The organism is Geomobilimonas luticola (genome assembly GCF_018476905.1).
GTDB classification, from domain to species: Bacteria; Desulfobacterota; Desulfuromonadia; order Geobacterales; family Geobacteraceae; genus Geomobilimonas; species Geomobilimonas luticola.
Window position 1 is genome coordinate 1 of the sequence record NZ_JAHCVK010000011.1, and the last position, 16,037, is coordinate 16,037.

Sequence of the window (16,037 nt, forward strand, 5' to 3'; positions counted from 1 at the left end):
GGGTATCGTCCGCAGTTCTACTTCCGGACCACCGACGTGACCGGAGTAGTCGACCTTGCGGCGGGGACCGAGATGGTCATGCCCGGTGACAACGTAGCGGTGACGGTGAACCTGATCACCCCGATCGCCATGGACGAAGGACTGCGGTTCGCGATCCGCGAAGGTGGCCGTACGGTCGGTGCCGGCGTGGTCAGCTCCATCATTGAATAATTGCAAATTTATAAGAGGTCGTGATGCCAAGCCAAAAAATTAGAATACGTCTCAAAGCATATGATCACAAGCTGCTCGATCTTTCTGTCGGGGAGATTGTTGATACAGCAAAGAGAACCGGTGCGCGGGTGGCGGGTCCGATACCCTTGCCGACGGTTATCAATAAATACTGTGTTCTCCGTGGTCCCCACGTGGACAAGAAGTCTCGTGAGCAGTTCGAGATCAGGACCCACAAACGCCTGATAGACATTCTCGAACCGACCCAGCAGACTGTTGATGCGCTTATGAAACTCGACCTCTCTGCCGGTGTCGATGTCGAGATCAAGCTGTAATTGAGAATACAAAGATAGGATCGTCAACCATGATTAAGGGATTGATAGGCAAAAAACTTGGGATGACCCAAATATTCACCGATGATGGACGCCGTGTTCCGGTGACTGTCGTAGAAGCTGGCCCGTGTGTTGTTATCCAGAAGAAAACCGTCGACAAGGATGGCTACAATGCCATACAAGTCGGCTTCGGCGAGCGTGAAGCAGTAAAGTCGAATCGCGCTGTGGTCGGTCATTGCAAGGCCGCAGACAAAGGGGTCTTCACCCATCTGCGCGAGCTCCGCCTCGATAACGTGGACCAGTTCAATGTCGGGGATGAAATCAAGGCAGAGCTGTTCGCCGTCGGGGACCTGATTGACGTGACGGGTACCAGCATCGGCAAAGGTTATCAAGGGGTCATGAAGCGCTGGGGTTTCAAGGGTGGTCGTTCGACCCACGGCTCCCGCTTTCACCGTGCTCCTGGTTCCATAGGTTGCTCCGCCACTCCGTCACGGGTTTTCAAGAATAAGAAAATGCCCGGCCAGATGGGGAATGAGAGGGTGACGGTACAGAGACTGCAGATTGCGCGGGTGGATTCTGCTGATAATCTGCTTCTGATCAAAGGGGCAATCCCCGGTGCTGCAAATGGCATAGTTGTCATAAGGGACAGTGTCAAAGCCAAGAAATAACAAGCAGGTTTTGGAGATAGATCATGGCTACAATTGATGTTTTTGATATCAAAAAAAACAAGGTGGGAGAGATGGATCTGAACGACGCTGTTTTCAATGGCGACGTCAAAGAATATCTCATCCACGAAGCGGTCAAGATTCAATTGGCGAACCGCCGCGCGGGAACCGTTGCCGTTAAGAATCGCTCTGCCGTTTCTGGTGGCGGAAAGAAGCCGTTCCGTCAGAAAGGGACCGGTCAGGCCCGCCAAGGCTGCATTAGGGCGCCTCATTATCCTGGTGGCGGAGTTGCCTTCGGACCGCAACCCAAAACCTACAACCTCTCCATGAATAAAAAAGCACGGAAGGGTGCACTCCGCTCGGCTCTGTCTCTTATGTATAAAGAGAACAAGCTGACCGTTCTTGATGCCTTGAACATCGAGCAGGTATCGACGAAAAGTTTTGTCGGGGTACTGAATGGTTTTGCACTTCACAAGACGCTTATCGTCATCGACGGGGTCAATCATAACCTTGAACTGTCGGCACGCAACATAAAGGATGTCAAGGTTCTCAAGACGGAAGGCCTCAATATTTTTGATATCATGAAATACCAAAGCATCATCTTTACACAGGATGCGGTGCGGAAGGTTGAAGGAGCGCTACTGTCATGAACATGTATGACGTTATCAAGAGACCGCTGGTCACTGAAAAAAGCACGATCGAAAAGGACGAGCGCAATGTCATTGCGTTGGAAGTCGATCGGAATGCCAATAAGATAGAAATCAAGCAGGCTGTAGAGAAGCTTTTTAAGGTCGAAGTGGACGACGTCAACACCGTCAACGTGGCCGGTAAGGTGAAGCGGGTCGGTAAACATATCGGCAAACGTTCCAATTGGAAAAAAGCATACGTTACCCTCAAAGAGGGAAGCAACGTTGACTTTTTCGAAGTCTAGATCAACTCTGTGGGGTTTAAATAATGGCTATCAAGAGTTACAAACCGACATCCGCTGGCCGCAGGCATCAGACCTGTTCCACCTTTGAAGAAATTACATGCACAAAACCGGAAAGGTCCCTGCTTGAAAACAAGAAGAAGACTGGTGGCCGGAACTCTTTTGGACGGATTACTTCCCGCCATATTGGTGGAGGTCATAAACAGAAGTACCGGATTATCGATTTCCGTCGCGACAAGCACAATATAACCGCACGGGTTGCTTCAGTCGAATATGACCCGAACCGGAGCGCACGTATAGCACTGCTCGTTTACGCGGATGGCGAGAAACGCTACATCCTTGCGCCACTTGATCTGAAAGTAGGCGATTCCGTCATTGCAAGCCCTGAAGCCGATATCAAGCCGGGCAACGCTCTGCCACTCAAAGCAATCCCACTCGGCACGATTATTCACAATATTGAGCTAAAGATCGGGAAAGGTGCACAACTTGCCCGCAGTGCAGGTACCTTTGCACAGCTCATGGCCAAAGAGGGCAAATATGCACAGGTCAAGCTCCCTTCCGGTGAGGTCAGAATGGTTCTCCAGGAGTGCATGGCGACAATCGGCCAGGTTGGGAATCTGGATCATGAAAATGTATCCATCGGCAAAGCTGGCCGTTCCCGTTGGCTTGGCAAGCGTCCCAAGGTACGTGGTGTCGCAATGAACCCGGTCGACCATCCCCATGGCGGTGGCGAAGGGCGGACATCTGGTGGTCGTCACCCCGTGACACCTTGGGGCATCCCGACCAAGGGTTATAAAACCAGAACCAACAAAACTTCATCCCGCTTCATCGTCAAGAAGCGCACTAAATAACTCTCCCTACAGAGGAATGATACGATGGCAAGATCCATTAAAAAAGGCCCGTTTGTAGATGGGCATCTGGCAAAGAAGGTTGAAGCAGAAAGCCCCTCGTCAAAGAAAGTAATCAAGACGTGGTCGCGCCGCTCAACGATAACTCCCGACTTTATCGGCCTTACGTTTGCCGTTCATAACGGTAAGAAATTCATACCTGTCTTCGTGACAGAAAACATGGTAGGCCATAAAATGGGTGAGTTTGCCCCTACAAGGACCTTTTTTGGCCATGCGGCCGACAAAAAAAGCAAACTGAAGAAGAAGTAATTTGCAAAGGAGTCGATAATGGAAGCAAGCGCCAGACTGTCATTAGCCCGTCTCTCCCCCCGTAAAACCCGTCTTGTTGTAGACATGGTACGTGGTAAGGGGATTCAGGACGCACTTAATATTCTCCGATTTTCCCCACAGCCTTCGGCCAAGCTCGTTGCAAAGCTGCTCAGCTCTGCTGTTGCAAATGCCGAGCAAAAAGGTGCTGCTGACGTTGACCGTTTATTTGTCAAGACTATTTATGTAGACGGCGGTGCGGTACTGAAGCGTTTCGTGCCACGCGCCATGGGCAGGGCGAGCAAGATCAGAAAACCGACCAGCCACATTTCCGTGGTACTGGCCGATAAGAAATAAATTTGTATAGCACACAGGTGGAGGTGAAGTTTTGGGTCAGAAAGTAAATCCCGTAGGGTTCAGGCTTGGTGTCATCAAGACATGGGACTCCAAGTGGTATGCCGAGGCGGATTACGCCAAACTGCTGCATGAGGATATTAAGCTGCGGGCGTTCCTCAAGAAGCGGCTCTATCATTCTGGTGTATCCAAAATCGAGATTGAGCGTGCTGCTAACAAGGCGAAGATAAACATCTTTACCGCACGTCCGGGACTGATAATTGGCAAAAAAGGTTCTGAAGTCGAGACTCTGAAAAAGGAACTGGCCAAACTCACCGACAAGGAAGTGTTCCTGAATATTCAAGAGGTGCGTAAGCCCGAACTGGATGCGCAACTGGTCGCGGAGAACGTGGCCCTGCAGTTGGAGCGCCGCATCGCTTTCCGCCGAGCCATGAAAAAGAGCGTTACCTCAGCGCTCAAGTTCGGTGCAAAGGGTATCAGAATTACGTGCTCAGGGCGTTTGGGCGGTGCCGAGATGTCCCGAACCGAATGGTATCGTGAGGGGCGCGTTCCTCTTCATACGTTGAGGGCAGATATTGATTACGGCTTTGCAGAGGCAAAGACAACTTACGGTATCATTGGCGTGAAAGTACTTATATTCAAGGGCGAAGTACTTCCCGGTCAAAAATAAACAGGAGCTTGTTAGCAATGTTAATGCCTAAACGTGTTAAACATAGAAAGCAAATGAAGGGGAGAATGACCGGAACGCCGCAGCGTGGTATAGAACTGGCGTTTGGAGAGTATGGACTGCAAGCTACTACCTGTGGCTGGCTTGACTCCCGTCAGATCGAAGCTGCTCGTATTGCAATGACCCGTTACATTAAAAGGGGCGGCAAGATATGGATACGCATCTTCCCCGACAAACCGCTGACCTCCAAGCCTGCTGAAACGCGTATGGGTAAGGGTAAGGGTTCCCCCGATTCGTGGGTTTGCGTTATAAAGCCTGGCCATGTACTCTACGAAATGGAAGGGGTAACCGAAGAGATTGCACGCGAGGCATTCCGTTTGGCAGCCCACAAGCTTCCCATCACGACAAAATTTATTTCGAGGAAGGACGGCCATGAAGGTTAGTGACCTGAAAACTATGAATGAGGAAGAACTCCAGTCGAAGGAAAAGGAACTGAAAAAGGAACTGTTCAATCTCAAGTTCCAGCTTCATACTGGACGTCTTGAAAACAGCGCGAAACTGTCTGCTATCAGGAAAGACGTTGCGCGTGTGAAAACTTTACTTCAGGAAAAAAAAGGCTAGTGAGGCTGATATGAGTGAGCGCGGTAGCAGAAAAACCCAGACAGGCGTAGTGGTGAGCGACAAGATGGATAAGACCGTTGTCGTTAAGGTTGACCGTCTTGTGAAACATCCGGTCTACAATAAATATATAAAGCGGTCGGCCAAGTATAAGGCGCATGACACGGATAACAGTTGTAAAACGGGTGATCGTGTCCTGATCGTTGAGACTCGTCCGTTAAGCAAGGATAAACGCTGGCAAGTTCGGCAGATAATCGATAAAAGCGCGTAAGGCAGGAGCTACCTATGATTCAGATGCAGACAATACTCGATGTAGCGGATAATTCAGGGGCCAAAAAGCTCTTTTGCATTAAGGTTCTGGGCGGATCCAAGCGCAAGTATGCCAGTATTGGCGATATAATTGTTGCGTCGGTGAAAGAGGCACTTCCCAACTCCAAGGTGAAAAAAGGGGACGTGGTCAAGGTAGTCGTGGTGAGAACTGCGAAGGAAATTGGCCGGCCCGACGGTTCTTATATCCGTTTCGACGGCAACTCCGGGGTTGTCATTAACAACCAGCGCGAGCCGGTTGGTACCCGAATCTTCGGGCCGGTAGCGCGGGAACTGAGGGCGAAGAAGTTTATGAAAATTATCTCCCTTGCCCCCGAAGTACTATAATTTAAGGCGGAGACAGACGATGCTAGGTAAGAATCTGCATGTAAAAAAAGGTGACACCGTCGTGGTCGTTACTGGCAAGGATAAGAACAAGACAGGTAAAATCATCCAGATCCTTTCCAAAAAGGATGGGGTTATTGTCGAAGGTCTTAACATTGTCAAAAGGCATACACGCGCACGTGGTAATGAGGCCGGCGGGATTGTTGAAAAAGAGGCTCCGCTCCATGTATCGAATGTGATGGTTTATTGTGGTAAATGTAAGAAGCCGGTAAGAACCAGGACCAGTGTTCTTGAAGACGGCAAGAAGGCCCGTGTTTGCGTAAAATGCGGCGAGTCTTTTGACAAATAGTGCGGAGGGGTAAATGTCACGGCTGAAAGAGCTTTACAATAAAGAGATGGTTCCCCAGTTGATGAAAGATTTCAACTACAAGAACGTCATGGAAGTACCTAAAATCGAGAAAATTGTCATCAATATGGGGCTTGGTGAAGCCATCCAGAACGTGAAAATTCTTGACTCAGCAGCCGATGAACTGTCGGTGATCAGTGGCCAGAAGCCGGTCATCACCAAGGCCAAGAAATCAATTGCCAGTTTCAAGTTGCGCCAGGGTATGCCTATTGGCTGTATGGTTACCTTGCGTAAGGACCGCATGTACGAGTTCCTTGACCGACTGGTGAATGTTGCGCTCCCCCGTGTACGCGATTTCAAGGGAGTATCTGCAAAAGGCTTTGATGGTAAAGGTAACTACTCACTCGGGATAAAGGAGCAACTGATCTTTCCCGAGATCAATTACGATAAAGTTGACAAAATCAAGGGGATGAATATCTCCATTGTGACCACGGCTAATAGCGACGACGAAGGCAGAGCATTGCTGAAGCTGTTGGGTATGCCGTTCAGATATTAAATCACGTTCGGAGGATAGAAGTGGCTAAAACATCGATGATAATCAAAGCACAAAGAGGGAACAAGTTCAAGGTACGGGAGTATAACCGGTGCCCTTTGTGCGGTCGTCCGCGTGCGTACTATCGTAAGTTTGACATGTGTAGAATCTGTCTGAGGAAGCACGCTTCCAACGGTCAGATTCCCGGTGTTATAAAATCCAGCTGGTAACAGCGAAGAAACTGTATAGAGGAGTAGAACCGATGTCGATGACTGATCCAATTGCCGATATGCTTACGAGAATAAGAAACGCCGGTATGGCGAAACTCCAGAAGGTGGACATCCCATCTTCGAACCTCAAGGTAAGCCTGGCAAACGTCCTGCGTTCAGAAGGGTTTATCAAAAACTACAAGGTGATTGCCGACCAGAAGCAGGGCGTGTTGCGTGTTTATTTGAAGTATATCGATGAAAAAGATTCGGTCATTAACGAGATCAAGAGAGTCAGTAAGCCGGGTGGACGTCGCTATGTAAAGGGCGATGAAATTCCCAGCATAAAAAACGGTATGGGGATTGCTATTTTATCGACCTCGAAAGGCATTCTTACCGATAAGGCCGCCCGGGAAGCCGGAGTGGGTGGCGAGTTAATCTGCACGGTCTGGTAATTTAACCCGGAACAAGGAGCATTCAGCATGTCCAGAATTGGTAAACTTCCCATTGAAATCACTCAGGGAGTTAAAATATCTTTCGATAACTCTGTCCTGACGGTGGATGGTCCCAAGGGATCACTGTCACGTAAAATTATGGATGGTGTTGCGCTGACGATTACGGATAAGACGATTGTGGTCAATCGCGCTGATGACGGGATCAAGGCGCGGTCTGCACACGGTTTGACGAGAACACTCGTAAGCAATATGGTCGAAGGTGTGACTAAAGGTTTTGAGACTGCTCTCGAGATCAGCGGCGTAGGCTATCGTGCTGAAGCCAAAGGTGATGTGCTCAATCTCAGTCTGGGATATTCACATCCGGTGAATTTCCAACTCCCTAAAGGAATAACCGTAGAAGTGGATAAAATGACCAAGCTTGTTGTCAAAGGGATTGACAAGGAGCTTGTTGGTCAGACTGCGGCCAAGATTCGTTCGTTCCGTGGCCCGGAGCCGTATAAAGGTAAAGGGATCAGGTATGCCAACGAAACGATTCTGAGAAAAGCCGGCAAAACCGGCAAAAAATAGTTAAAGCAAGGAGAAGCACCGTGAGTTCTCTCGCACAGAAAAAAGCTGCCCGTCTTAAGCGGCAAACAAGGATAAGAAAGAAGATTCGTGGCACGACAGAACGGCCTCGTCTTAACGTGTTCAAGAGTGCTACGCACATCTATGCCCAGATAATTGACGACACAACGGGCAAGACTCTGGTAGCGGCATCCACTGTCATGAAAGAAGTAGGTGCTGAACTGAAAGGGACGGGTAATATCGAGGCAGCCAAGAAGGTTGGTGCCGAGGTTGCGAAGCGTGCTTTGGCCAGCGACATTAAGGCGGTTGTGTTTGATCGTAATGGGTTTCTTTACCATGGAAGAGTCAAGGCACTTGCCGAAGCTGCACGTGAAACCGGTCTGTCCTTTTAAAGATATTACACAGGAGGCGTTAATTGCTTAAGATCAATCCCAGCGAAATTAATTTAACTGACAGGGTCGTGCACATCAGTCGCGTAGCCAAGGTTGTGAAAGGTGGCCGTCGGTTCAGTTTCTCCGCATTGGTTGTGGTTGGAGACGGGAACGGGTATGTCGGTTATGGCCTCGGCAAGGCCAACGAAGTCCCTGAGGCTATCCGCAAAGGCGTGGAGCAGGCAAAAAAGAACCTTATCAAGGTTCCTATTGTCAAAGGGCAAACCATACCTTACGAGATAGAGGGACACTTTGGCGCCGGACGCGTACTCATGATGCCAGCTTCCGCTGGTACAGGTGTTATTGCTGGTGGTGCAGCCCGTGCAGTATTCGAATCTGCTGGCGTGCACAATATTCTCGCAAAGTGCCTTGGGTCCAACAATCCGCACAATGTAGTCAAGGCGGCTTTTGCAGGACTTAAATCGCTTCGCAGTCCGGAAGAGATTATGGCACGTCGGGGCATGACCGACTAGCAGCGCTTTAAATCCAGCAAGGAGAAGTGATATGTCGCAGGATCTCAAAATTACTCTGGTAAAGAGCCATATCGGCACACCGGCAAGCCAGCGAGCCGTTTTGAATGGCATGGGCCTGAACAAGTTGAATAAGTCAGTAGTTCTTAAAGATACTCCGGAAATAAGAGGGATGATCCGCAAGGTCTCCCACATGGTAAATGTAACCGAGTAATTTCCCCTGAGGTGCACACATGGAATTGAACAGCATAAAGCCCGCAATTGGTGCAAGTAAAAATAGAAAGAGAATCGGTCGGGGACCTGGGTCAGGCCATGGCAAGACTGCGACCAAGGGACATAAAGGTCAGAAAGCAAGAAGCGGTGGGAGTATAAAGGCTGGATTCGAAGGTGGCCAGATGCCGATGCATCGTCGCCTGCCGAAGCGCGGCTTCACCCCCCTTACCCGTAAAGACTACGCAATCGTGAATCTGGGCCAGTTGGACATTTTCGAGGCAGCGAGCAGTGTTGATGCTGCTGCGCTCCTGAAGAGCGGTCTCATTAGCGGTGTGCGTGATGGTATAAAAGTTCTTGCAACGGGGGAGCTTACCAAGGCTCTGACGATAAAAGCACACAAATTCAGCGCTGCTGCTAAGGAAAAGATTCTGGCTGCGGGCGGTACTGTCGAGGAGATATAATCTTGCTCGAAGCCTTCCAGAACATATTCAAGATACCTGAGCTGAAGAAGCGTGTGTTGTTTTCTCTGGGGATGCTTGCGGTCTACCGCGTGGGGTGTCATATCCCGACACCCGGTATAGACGGTCAAGCGCTTTCGCATTTTTTCAAACAGGCCCAGGGAACACTTCTCGGCCTGTTTGATATGTTTTCCGGTGGCGCACTGGAAAAACTGACCGTCTTTGCGCTTGGCATCATGCCATACATCTCCTCTTCGATTATTTTCCAGTTACTTACGGTTGTAGTCCCAGCCATTGAAAAACTCTCCAAAGAAGGCGAATCTGGCCGTAAGAAAATTATTCAGTATACCCGTTACGGCACGATAGTACTGAGTGTTGTCCAGGCTTCCGGTATTGCAGTCGGTTTGGAAAGTATGCGTGGTCCTGCCGGGGAACTTGTAGTACCGAATCCAGGTTGGGGATTCCGCGTAATGACCGTAATTACCCTGACAGCTGGGACCGCGTTCATTATGTGGCTCGGTGAGCAAATGTCTGAGAAGGGCATAGGTAACGGTATATCACTCATCATCTTTGCCGGTATTGTTGCCCGTATCCCCGTAGCAATAATTAACAGTGTACGATTGTTGAAATCAGGACAGATTTCACTCTTTGTCCTGGTGTTTGTCGCTGCACTCATGTTTCTTGTTATTGCAGCTGTTGTCTTTGTGGAGAGGGGACAACGACGTGTGCCGATCCATTATGCCAAGCGAGTGGTCGGTCTCAAGACCTTTGGTGCCCAGACATCTCATTTGCCACTCAAGGTAAACATGGCAGGAGTAATACCACCGATTTTTGCTTCATCAATCATCATGTTTCCCGCAACAATTGGAAATTTTATAAATATTCCGTGGGTGCAAAACGCAGCCAAAAGTCTGACCCCGGGAAACTGGGCGTATAATTTATTTTATGTTGCATTCATAGTTTTTTTCTGTTATTTCTATACGGCTGTGACTTTTAACCCTGTTGATGTTGCTGAAAATGTGAAAAAGCACGGCGGATATATACCAGGAATCCGGCCGGGCAAGGAGACGTCTGAGTTTCTGGATCGCGTCCTAACCAAGCTGACATTTGCCGGGTCCATCTATATTTCACTAGTATGCGTTCTCCCGTCGATTTTAATTGGTAAATTCAATCTTCCATTTTATTTTGGCGGAACTGCCCTCCTTATAGCGGTCGGGGTCGGGATGGATACAGTTTCCCAGATTGAATCCCACCTGATCACGAGAAGTTACGAAGGTTTCATGAAGGGCGTTAAGATCAAGGGAAGACGGTAGTTGGGGAAAGAGTTGTTATGAATATTATCCTGTTGGGCCCTCCGGGCGCCGGTAAGGGGACCCAGGCAAAGATTCTTGCAAAAAAGTTCAACATCCCTCAAATCTCTACGGGCGACATACTCAGGGGTGCGGTCAAAGAACAGACACCAATGGGGATAAAGGCCAAAGGCTTTATGGATGCAGGTGCTCTTGTTCCTGATGGTGTTGTTGTCGGGATAGTGGAAGAGCGCTTGGCCAAGGATGATTGTTCGGGCGGTTTTATTCTTGACGGGTTTCCCCGTACAGTAGCTCAGGCAGATGCTTTGAAAGAAATGCTCGTTTCCCATGGTAAAGCAATAGATCACGTAGTTTCTGTAGAGGTCGACAGCGAAGAGTTGTTGCAGCGCATAACAGGTCGTCGCACGTGTAGAGGATGTGGGAAGGGTTTTCATATTGCCTTCAATCCTCCGAAGATAGCTGAAAAATGTGATGATTGTGGTGATGAGCTCTATCAGCGCGATGACGACAGTGAAGAAACGATGCGCAAGAGGTTGGATGTTTATAATGCGCAGACGTCGCCACTTATCGCGTACTACACGAAAGAATCACTCCTCAGGGGCATTCAGGGGACTGGTTCCATAGAAAGCATACAGCAGGCTCTCCTCAAGATACTTGAAGGTGCCCGGGAGTGATAATCCTTAAATCTCCGCAAGAGATCGACAGGATGCGAATCCCTTGCAGGATCGTTGCGGAGATTCTTGAACTACTCAGGCAGGAAATACGGCCTGGTGTGGCAAGCATGGCGTTAAACGATCTTGCTGAGAGAGAAGCAAGAAGACGTGGTGCACAGCCTGCTTTCAAAGGCTATAGTGGTTATCCGTATTCACTCTGTTGTTCCCTAAACGAGCAGGTCGTCCACGGCATGCCCAATAATCGCGAGTTAATAGAAGGCGATATATTGAGCATCGATTTCGGTGTTGTGTACGACGGCTATTATGGTGATGCAGCGATAACATTGCCGCTTGGGAACGTGTCAGATAGTGCAAAGCGCCTCATGGAAGTAACCGAAGAATCTTTGTACAAGGCCATCTCTGTCGCAATACCTGATAACCGGTTGTTTGACATATCTCACGCTGTCCAGAGTTATGTGGAAGCGAGAGGATTTTCGGTTGTCAGGGAATTTGTCGGCCATGGTATTGGTAAGAACCTGCACGAGAGCCCGCAGGTTCCTAATTTCGGGTCTCCGGGTAGAGGCGTTAAGCTCAAGGCCGGAATGGTGCTGGCCATTGAACCAATGATTAATGAACGCGGTCCTGACGTAAAAGTTCTGAAAGATGGTTGGACAGCGATTACCTGTGATGGTGGGTTGTCGGCCCATTTTGAACATACGGTGGCGATAACTGAGCACGGTCCAGATATTCTGACGAAACTTTAGTTTTTAGATACGATGAAGCGAAAGGATAAACCATGAAGGTACGGGCGTCGGTTAAAAAAATCTGTGACAAATGCAAAATCATCAAGCGCAAGGGAATTGTCAGGGTGATATGTGACATTCCGAAGCATTCCCAGAGACAGGGCTAAGAAGTAATAACACTCAGGAGGAACGGGCATTGGCACGTATCGCGGGCATAGACCTACCTAGAAACAAACGGATCGAGATCGCCTTAACCTACATTTACGGCATAGGAAGATCTACATCACAAAAGATTCTTGCGGATTCCGGTGTCGACATGAACACCAGAACAGACCATCTCACCGAGGCGGAAGTTGCTCGGATCAGAGAGAATATTGACAAAAATGTCAAGGTCGAGGGTGACTTGCGCCGCGATATATCCATGAACATCAAGCGGCTCATGGACCTTGGTTGCTACCGTGGTCTGCGTCATCGCAAGGGTTTGCCGGTGCGTGGGCAAAGGACCAAGACCAATGCCAGAACGAGAAAAGGGCCGGCCAGAACGGTCGCTGGCAAAAAGAAATAGAACAACTGATCTGGAGGAATAATGGCTAGCCCTGCAAAAAAAGTGGTCAAGAAGAAAAAGGAACGCAAGAATATCCCCACGGGTGTGGCGCACATCCAGGCCACCTTCAACAATACTATCATTACCATAACCGATTCGGTGGGCAATGTGGTCGCATGGTCTACTGCAGGGAGCAAAGGCTTCAAGGGGTCCCGCAAAAGTACGCCCTTTGCAGCTCAGATGGCTGCCGAAGATTGTGCCAAGAAGGCCCAGGAGCATGGGATGAGAAGCGTAGAAGTCTATGTGAAAGGTCCTGGATCCGGTAGGGAGTCTGCACTCAGAGCCCTGCAGGCAGCAGGTTTCAGTATAAGCTTCATTCGTGACGTTACACCGATTCCTCACAATGGCTGTCGTCCGCCAAAGAGAAGAAGAGTTTAATCGTAAGCTACCAATAGTTAAGGAGGTCTTCATTGGCTAGATATACAGGACCCTCCTGCCGTCTGTGCAGAAGGGAAAACATGGAGCTGTTTCTTAAAGGTGAGCGCTGCTACACCGACAAGTGCGCCATCAAGAGGAGAAATTATCCGCCGGGCCAGCATGGCCAAGGTCGGTCTAAGGTTTCCGATTATGGTGTTCAGCTGCGTGAAAAGCAGAAGGTTCGTCGTATTTACGGCATACTGGAAAAGCAATTCCGTGCCTATTTTGAAAAGGCAGACCGCATGAAGGGGGTAACGGGTGAAAATCTCCTGTCCCTTCTTGAGCGGAGACTCGATAATATTGTGTACAGGGCCGGCTTCGCCACATCGAGAACTGAAGCGCGTCAGCTGGTGCGCCATGGTCACTTTTCGCTCAATGGCAGGAAAGTGAATATCCCCTCCATTCAGGTAAAGGTGGGAGATGTCCTAGAGTTGCGCGAGAAGAGCCGTAAGGTTGCCTCCATTAACGAATCCCTGGAAGGAGTAGTGCGGCGGGGTGTCCCGCAGTGGCTGGAACTGGATAAGGATGCTTATAAAGGTATGGTTAAATCCCTGCCGGTGCGGGAAGACATAACGATGCCGATCCAGGAGCAATTGATTGTCGAGCTCTATTCCAAGTAAAGGCTAACTACACCCGACAGGGAGGCACTACATGTATAAAAACTGGCGCGACCTGATCAGACCCAAAAAGCTGCAGGTTGAAGCGGATTCGCTTACCAATACGTATGGAAAATTTTATGCCGAGCCATTCGAACGTGGGTTCGGTACGACACTTGGCAACTCACTGCGCAGGGTGCTGCTTTCCTCGCTGCAGGGCGCTGCCATTACCTCCGTCAAGGTAAAGGGGGTGCTCCACGAATTTTCCGCCATTCCCGGGGTTACTGAAGACGTTACAGATATCATTCTCAATCTCAAAAGCGTACGCTTCAAGATGCATGGTCAGGAACCCCGTACCATCAGGGTAATTCACAAGGGTGAAGGAATTATTACCGCTGGTGATATCATTACCGATTCCAACGTGGAAGTTCTCAACGCTGACCATCACATAGCGACCTGTTCAAAGGACGCGAACCTGGAAATGGAAATGGTCGTAAAAATGGGACGCGGGTATGTCCCTGCAGACCGTAACCGTGATGAAAAGGCGTCGGTCGGCACGATACCAATCGATTCCATTTTTTCACCGATTCAGAAGGTTAATTTCACGGTGACCAACGCTCGCGTGGGACAGATCACCGATTATGACAAGCTAACCCTTGAGATATGGACCGATGGAAGTGTCAAGCCTGAGGATGCAGTAGCGTACTCTGCCAAGATTCTTAAGGAACAGCTGACTATTTTCATCAACTTTGACGAAGAGTCTGAGCCTTCTGAAGAAGGTGAACCTCTAGAGGAGCGTGAGAAGTTTAACGAGAATCTGTATCGCTCCGTCGATGAGCTGGAGCTCTCGGTACGTTCCGCAAACTGCCTCAAGAACGCCGGTATCAAGCTTATTGGCGAACTGGTTTCACGGAGCGAGGCGGAAATGCTCAAAACCCAAAATTTCGGTCGTAAATCCCTCAATGAGATCAAAGATATTCTCGCGGATATGGGACTGACTCTGGGAATGAAGCTCGAAGGATTTCCCGATCCGGAAATCATGCGCCGGCTCCGCGGTGATCGTAAAGAGGAAGAGTAATCCGCAAGGCTAATAGAGAAAGGAACCCGTAGTCATGCGTCACAATAATGCAGGCAGAAGGTTGGGGAGAACGACAAGTCACAGAATAGCCATGTTTCGCAACATGGTGACGTCATTCCTCAATCACGAAAAAATTACCACCACCGATGCCAAGGCAAAGGAACTGCGTACTATTGCAGAGAAGATGATTACCCTCGGCAAGAAGGGGGATCTCCACGCAATGCGGCAGGCAGCCGCCTATATCCGGGACAAGAAGGTGGTAACCAAACTGTTTACGACCATTGCTCCGCGCTATAAAGAGCGTCCTGGTGGATACACCCGTATCATTAAACTGGGAATCCGCCCTGGTGACAATGCTCCGCTTTCCATCATTGAACTGGTCGAGGAAGAGCTCAAGGTTAAGAGCGAGACAAAGCCGGCGAAAAAGGCCCCTGCAAAGAAGGCTGCACCTAAAGCTGCCGTTGCAGTCGCTCCGGCAGAGGTGCAGAGCACTGAGCCTGCTGCCGAGACACCTGTAACGCATGTCACCGAAGGTGATGAAACCTGTGAGGCGAAAGCAGATTAAGCAATGCGTTGCATATGAAAAGAGCAAAGGCGAGGGAAACCTCGCCTTTTTTCGTGTATGCCTTCGGTCTGAACATTCGGGTTGTTCCGCCTAATTCAGAGCATGACAGGCAGAGGACGAACAATCTGGATGGCCTCAGGAGTGACGAAAGCCTGATATGCAAGCGCTTCAACTCCATTCTTCACAGCCAGGCGCAACAGGCGTCCGTATTCGGGGTCAATGGCGTCGGCCGGGCTGACTGAGTGGCAGTCTTCCCGCTGCACCACGAAGAAGATTACCCCCCGTGCCCCATTCCGGACTACCTCAATAAGTTCCCGCAAATGCTTCTGTCCCCGTGTCGTTACCGCATCGGGGAACAAAGCCATTTCACCTTCTCTCAGCGTCACGTTCTTTACTTCCACGTAGCAACATCCGGGTGAACCCGTCAGCAGCAGATCAATTCTGCTGTTAGTGCCATAGGGGACCTCCGGTCTTATACTGGTGTACCCTTGTAATTCCTGGATAACTCCGGCCTCGATTGCTTCATGTACGAGCCTGTTGGGGAGGCCGGTGTTGATGCCAATCCAGTAACCCTGGACAGACACCAATTCCCACGTGTATTTGAGTTTCCGCGATGGATTGTGGCTCTGTGAGAGAAGTACCGGGCTGCCCGGAGTCATGCACCCCAGCATGCTGCCGGAATTGGGGCAGTGGGCGGTGACTACCGTGCCACAGTCCAGTTGTATGTCGGCAAGAAAGCGCTGGTAACGTTTGATAATACGTCCAGGGAAGAGCGGGGAGGGAAGTCGCATGGACGAGTTGTAGCATGTGAGCGGGGTGC

At 49.7% G+C, this 16,037-nt stretch carries 32 protein-coding genes; 31 read left to right on the forward strand and 1 reads right to left on the reverse strand.

The features are described 5' to 3' along the window. From KI810_RS15450 to rplQ, 31 genes are all read left to right on the forward strand, one after another. The coding region (locus KI810_RS15450; RefSeq protein ID WP_484840030.1) for an EF-Tu C-terminal domain-related protein at nt 1-210 on the forward strand (210 nt) is incomplete at its 5' end. Between the two features lie 23 nt (nt 211-233). After that, entirely contained in the window at nt 234-542 is a 309-nt protein-coding gene (rpsJ, locus tag KI810_RS15455; RefSeq protein ID WP_214176462.1) for a 30S ribosomal protein S10, read from the forward strand. A 29-nt stretch (nt 543-571) separates the two neighbouring features. After that, nucleotides 572-1,207: a 50S ribosomal protein L3 gene (rplC, locus tag KI810_RS15460; protein ID WP_214176463.1), complete on the forward strand. Its 636-nt coding sequence runs from the start codon at nt 572-574 to the stop codon at nt 1,205-1,207. Between the two features lie 23 nt (nt 1,208-1,230). Next, the gene (rplD, locus tag KI810_RS15465) at nt 1,231-1,854 is read left to right on the forward strand and encodes a 50S ribosomal protein L4 (RefSeq protein WP_214176464.1); all 624 of its coding nucleotides are present in this window, start codon (nt 1,231-1,233) and stop codon (nt 1,852-1,854) included. Then, nucleotides 1,851-2,135, forward strand: coding sequence for a 50S ribosomal protein L23 (locus KI810_RS15470; protein WP_214176465.1), 285 nt, complete (start codon nt 1,851-1,853; stop codon nt 2,133-2,135). Before rplD ends, KI810_RS15470 begins: the two co-directional genes overlap by 4 nt. A gap of 23 nt (nt 2,136-2,158) precedes the next feature. After that, nucleotides 2,159-2,983, forward strand: a complete 825-nt coding sequence (rplB, locus tag KI810_RS15475) for a 50S ribosomal protein L2 (protein WP_214176466.1) — start codon at nt 2,159-2,161, stop codon at nt 2,981-2,983. A 24-nt stretch (nt 2,984-3,007) separates the two neighbouring features. Next, entirely contained in the window at nt 3,008-3,289 is a 282-nt protein-coding gene (gene rpsS / locus KI810_RS15480; protein WP_214176467.1) for a 30S ribosomal protein S19, read from the forward strand. 18 nt (nt 3,290-3,307) lie between these two features. Continuing rightward, entirely contained in the window at nt 3,308-3,643 is a 336-nt protein-coding gene (gene rplV, locus KI810_RS15485; RefSeq protein WP_214176468.1) for a 50S ribosomal protein L22, read from the forward strand. Between the two features lie 31 nt (nt 3,644-3,674). After that, nucleotides 3,675-4,310, forward strand: coding sequence for a 30S ribosomal protein S3 (gene rpsC, locus KI810_RS15490; protein ID WP_214176469.1), 636 nt, complete (start codon nt 3,675-3,677; stop codon nt 4,308-4,310). A gap of 17 nt (nt 4,311-4,327) precedes the next feature. Next, a complete protein-coding gene (gene rplP / locus KI810_RS15495) occupies nt 4,328-4,750 on the forward strand; it encodes a 50S ribosomal protein L16 (protein ID WP_214176470.1) in 423 nt (140 codons plus the stop codon). Beyond that, entirely contained in the window at nt 4,740-4,928 is a 189-nt protein-coding gene (rpmC, locus tag KI810_RS15500) for a 50S ribosomal protein L29 (RefSeq protein WP_214176471.1), read from the forward strand. The genes rplP and rpmC overlap by 11 nt, the downstream gene beginning before the upstream one ends. Before the next feature lie 10 nt (nt 4,929-4,938). Then, a complete protein-coding gene (gene rpsQ, locus KI810_RS15505) occupies nt 4,939-5,196 on the forward strand; it encodes a 30S ribosomal protein S17 (RefSeq protein WP_214176472.1) in 258 nt (85 codons plus the stop codon). Between the two features lie 14 nt (nt 5,197-5,210). Continuing rightward, nucleotides 5,211-5,579, forward strand: coding sequence for a 50S ribosomal protein L14 (gene rplN, locus KI810_RS15510; RefSeq protein WP_214176473.1), 369 nt, complete (start codon nt 5,211-5,213; stop codon nt 5,577-5,579). A 19-nt stretch (nt 5,580-5,598) separates the two neighbouring features. Beyond that, entirely contained in the window at nt 5,599-5,925 is a 327-nt protein-coding gene (gene rplX, locus KI810_RS15515; RefSeq protein ID WP_214176474.1) for a 50S ribosomal protein L24, read from the forward strand. A gap of 13 nt (nt 5,926-5,938) precedes the next feature. Further along, the gene (gene rplE, locus KI810_RS15520; protein WP_214176475.1) at nt 5,939-6,478 is read left to right on the forward strand and encodes a 50S ribosomal protein L5; all 540 of its coding nucleotides are present in this window, start codon (nt 5,939-5,941) and stop codon (nt 6,476-6,478) included. Between the two features lie 20 nt (nt 6,479-6,498). Further along, nucleotides 6,499-6,684, forward strand: coding sequence for a type Z 30S ribosomal protein S14 (locus KI810_RS15525; RefSeq protein ID WP_214176476.1), 186 nt, complete (start codon nt 6,499-6,501; stop codon nt 6,682-6,684). Nucleotides 6,685-6,716: 32 nt separating this feature from the next. Continuing rightward, entirely contained in the window at nt 6,717-7,115 is a 399-nt protein-coding gene (gene rpsH, locus KI810_RS15530; RefSeq protein ID WP_214176477.1) for a 30S ribosomal protein S8, read from the forward strand. A 27-nt stretch (nt 7,116-7,142) separates the two neighbouring features. Next, nucleotides 7,143-7,682 carry a 50S ribosomal protein L6 gene (gene rplF, locus KI810_RS15535; protein ID WP_214176478.1) on the forward strand — a complete coding sequence of 180 codons (540 nt, stop codon included), beginning with the start codon at nt 7,143-7,145 and terminating at the stop codon, nt 7,680-7,682. A gap of 20 nt (nt 7,683-7,702) precedes the next feature. Continuing rightward, nucleotides 7,703-8,071 (forward strand): 50S ribosomal protein L18, encoded by a 369-nt coding sequence (gene rplR, locus KI810_RS15540; protein WP_214176479.1) that lies wholly within the window; start codon nt 7,703-7,705, stop codon nt 8,069-8,071. 23 nt (nt 8,072-8,094) lie between these two features. Then, complete coding sequence (rpsE, locus tag KI810_RS15545; RefSeq protein ID WP_214176480.1) at nt 8,095-8,583, forward strand: 30S ribosomal protein S5; 489 nt, start codon at nt 8,095-8,097, stop codon at nt 8,581-8,583. A gap of 31 nt (nt 8,584-8,614) precedes the next feature. Further along, complete coding sequence (rpmD, locus tag KI810_RS15550; protein WP_214176481.1) at nt 8,615-8,794, forward strand: 50S ribosomal protein L30; 180 nt, start codon at nt 8,615-8,617, stop codon at nt 8,792-8,794. A 19-nt stretch (nt 8,795-8,813) separates the two neighbouring features. After that, nucleotides 8,814-9,254: a 50S ribosomal protein L15 gene (gene rplO, locus KI810_RS15555; RefSeq protein WP_214176482.1), complete on the forward strand. Its 441-nt coding sequence runs from the start codon at nt 8,814-8,816 to the stop codon at nt 9,252-9,254. A gap of 2 nt (nt 9,255-9,256) precedes the next feature. Further along, on the forward strand, nt 9,257-10,564 hold the full coding sequence (gene secY / locus KI810_RS15560; RefSeq protein ID WP_214176483.1) for a preprotein translocase subunit SecY: 1,308 nt from the start codon (nt 9,257-9,259) through the stop codon (nt 10,562-10,564). A 17-nt stretch (nt 10,565-10,581) separates the two neighbouring features. Next, a complete protein-coding gene (locus tag KI810_RS15565) occupies nt 10,582-11,235 on the forward strand; it encodes an adenylate kinase (protein WP_214176484.1) in 654 nt (217 codons plus the stop codon). Then, entirely contained in the window at nt 11,232-11,978 is a 747-nt protein-coding gene (gene map, locus KI810_RS15570; RefSeq protein WP_214176485.1) for a type I methionyl aminopeptidase, read from the forward strand. The genes KI810_RS15565 and map overlap by 4 nt, the downstream gene beginning before the upstream one ends. 32 nt (nt 11,979-12,010) lie before the next feature. Continuing rightward, nucleotides 12,011-12,124 carry a 50S ribosomal protein L36 gene (gene rpmJ / locus KI810_RS15575; protein WP_214176486.1) on the forward strand — a complete coding sequence of 38 codons (114 nt, stop codon included), beginning with the start codon at nt 12,011-12,013 and terminating at the stop codon, nt 12,122-12,124. A 29-nt stretch (nt 12,125-12,153) separates the two neighbouring features. Further along, complete coding sequence (rpsM, locus tag KI810_RS15580; protein ID WP_214176487.1) at nt 12,154-12,522, forward strand: 30S ribosomal protein S13; 369 nt, start codon at nt 12,154-12,156, stop codon at nt 12,520-12,522. A gap of 21 nt (nt 12,523-12,543) precedes the next feature. Beyond that, on the forward strand, nt 12,544-12,939 hold the full coding sequence (rpsK, locus tag KI810_RS15585) for a 30S ribosomal protein S11 (protein WP_214176488.1): 396 nt from the start codon (nt 12,544-12,546) through the stop codon (nt 12,937-12,939). A gap of 32 nt (nt 12,940-12,971) precedes the next feature. Beyond that, nucleotides 12,972-13,598 carry a 30S ribosomal protein S4 gene (rpsD, locus tag KI810_RS15590; RefSeq protein WP_214176489.1) on the forward strand — a complete coding sequence of 209 codons (627 nt, stop codon included), beginning with the start codon at nt 12,972-12,974 and terminating at the stop codon, nt 13,596-13,598. 31 nt (nt 13,599-13,629) lie between these two features. Next, nucleotides 13,630-14,652, forward strand: a complete 1,023-nt coding sequence (locus tag KI810_RS15595) for a DNA-directed RNA polymerase subunit alpha (RefSeq protein WP_214176490.1) — start codon at nt 13,630-13,632, stop codon at nt 14,650-14,652. A 34-nt stretch (nt 14,653-14,686) separates the two neighbouring features. After that, nucleotides 14,687-15,217 carry a 50S ribosomal protein L17 gene (rplQ, locus tag KI810_RS15600; protein ID WP_214176491.1) on the forward strand — a complete coding sequence of 177 codons (531 nt, stop codon included), beginning with the start codon at nt 14,687-14,689 and terminating at the stop codon, nt 15,215-15,217. 95 nt (nt 15,218-15,312) lie between these two features. Here rplQ and sfsA read toward each other — a convergent pair whose 3' ends face one another. Beyond that, nucleotides 15,313-16,008, reverse strand: a complete 696-nt coding sequence (gene sfsA, locus KI810_RS15605) for a DNA/RNA nuclease SfsA (protein ID WP_214176492.1) — start codon at nt 16,006-16,008, stop codon at nt 15,313-15,315. Nucleotides 16,009-16,037: the final 29 nt, after the last annotated feature.

Coding starts and splice junctions, on each gene's coding strand:
- rpmJ (WP_214176486.1), top strand. CDS start 12,011: ATGAAGGTACGGGCGTCGGTTAAAAAAATCTGTGACAAATGCAAAATC.
- rpmD (WP_214176481.1), top strand. CDS start 8,615: ATGTCGCAGGATCTCAAAATTACTCTGGTAAAGAGCCATATCGGCACA.
- rplE (WP_214176475.1), top strand. CDS start 5,939: ATGTCACGGCTGAAAGAGCTTTACAATAAAGAGATGGTTCCCCAGTTG.
- rpsQ (WP_214176472.1), top strand. CDS start 4,939: ATGAGTGAGCGCGGTAGCAGAAAAACCCAGACAGGCGTAGTGGTGAGC.
- sfsA (WP_214176492.1), bottom strand. CDS start 16,008: ATGCGACTTCCCTCCCCGCTCTTCCCTGGACGTATTATCAAACGTTAC.
- rplV (WP_214176468.1), top strand. CDS start 3,308: ATGGAAGCAAGCGCCAGACTGTCATTAGCCCGTCTCTCCCCCCGTAAA.
- rplP (WP_214176470.1), top strand. CDS start 4,328: ATGTTAATGCCTAAACGTGTTAAACATAGAAAGCAAATGAAGGGGAGA.
- KI810_RS15470 (WP_214176465.1), top strand. CDS start 1,851: ATGAACATGTATGACGTTATCAAGAGACCGCTGGTCACTGAAAAAAGC.
- rplB (WP_214176466.1), top strand. CDS start 2,159: ATGGCTATCAAGAGTTACAAACCGACATCCGCTGGCCGCAGGCATCAG.
- rpsS (WP_214176467.1), top strand. CDS start 3,008: ATGGCAAGATCCATTAAAAAAGGCCCGTTTGTAGATGGGCATCTGGCA.
- rpsJ (WP_214176462.1), top strand. CDS start 234: ATGCCAAGCCAAAAAATTAGAATACGTCTCAAAGCATATGATCACAAG.
- rplN (WP_214176473.1), top strand. CDS start 5,211: ATGATTCAGATGCAGACAATACTCGATGTAGCGGATAATTCAGGGGCC.
- rpmC (WP_214176471.1), top strand. CDS start 4,740: ATGAAGGTTAGTGACCTGAAAACTATGAATGAGGAAGAACTCCAGTCG.
- rplX (WP_214176474.1), top strand. CDS start 5,599: ATGCTAGGTAAGAATCTGCATGTAAAAAAAGGTGACACCGTCGTGGTC.
- rplC (WP_214176463.1), top strand. CDS start 572: ATGATTAAGGGATTGATAGGCAAAAAACTTGGGATGACCCAAATATTC.
- KI810_RS15595 (WP_214176490.1), top strand. CDS start 13,630: ATGTATAAAAACTGGCGCGACCTGATCAGACCCAAAAAGCTGCAGGTT.
- rplF (WP_214176478.1), top strand. CDS start 7,143: ATGTCCAGAATTGGTAAACTTCCCATTGAAATCACTCAGGGAGTTAAA.
- KI810_RS15565 (WP_214176484.1), top strand. CDS start 10,582: ATGAATATTATCCTGTTGGGCCCTCCGGGCGCCGGTAAGGGGACCCAG.
- rplD (WP_214176464.1), top strand. CDS start 1,231: ATGGCTACAATTGATGTTTTTGATATCAAAAAAAACAAGGTGGGAGAG.
- rpsH (WP_214176477.1), top strand. CDS start 6,717: ATGTCGATGACTGATCCAATTGCCGATATGCTTACGAGAATAAGAAAC.
- rpsK (WP_214176488.1), top strand. CDS start 12,544: ATGGCTAGCCCTGCAAAAAAAGTGGTCAAGAAGAAAAAGGAACGCAAG.
- rplQ (WP_214176491.1), top strand. CDS start 14,687: ATGCGTCACAATAATGCAGGCAGAAGGTTGGGGAGAACGACAAGTCAC.
- rplO (WP_214176482.1), top strand. CDS start 8,814: ATGGAATTGAACAGCATAAAGCCCGCAATTGGTGCAAGTAAAAATAGA.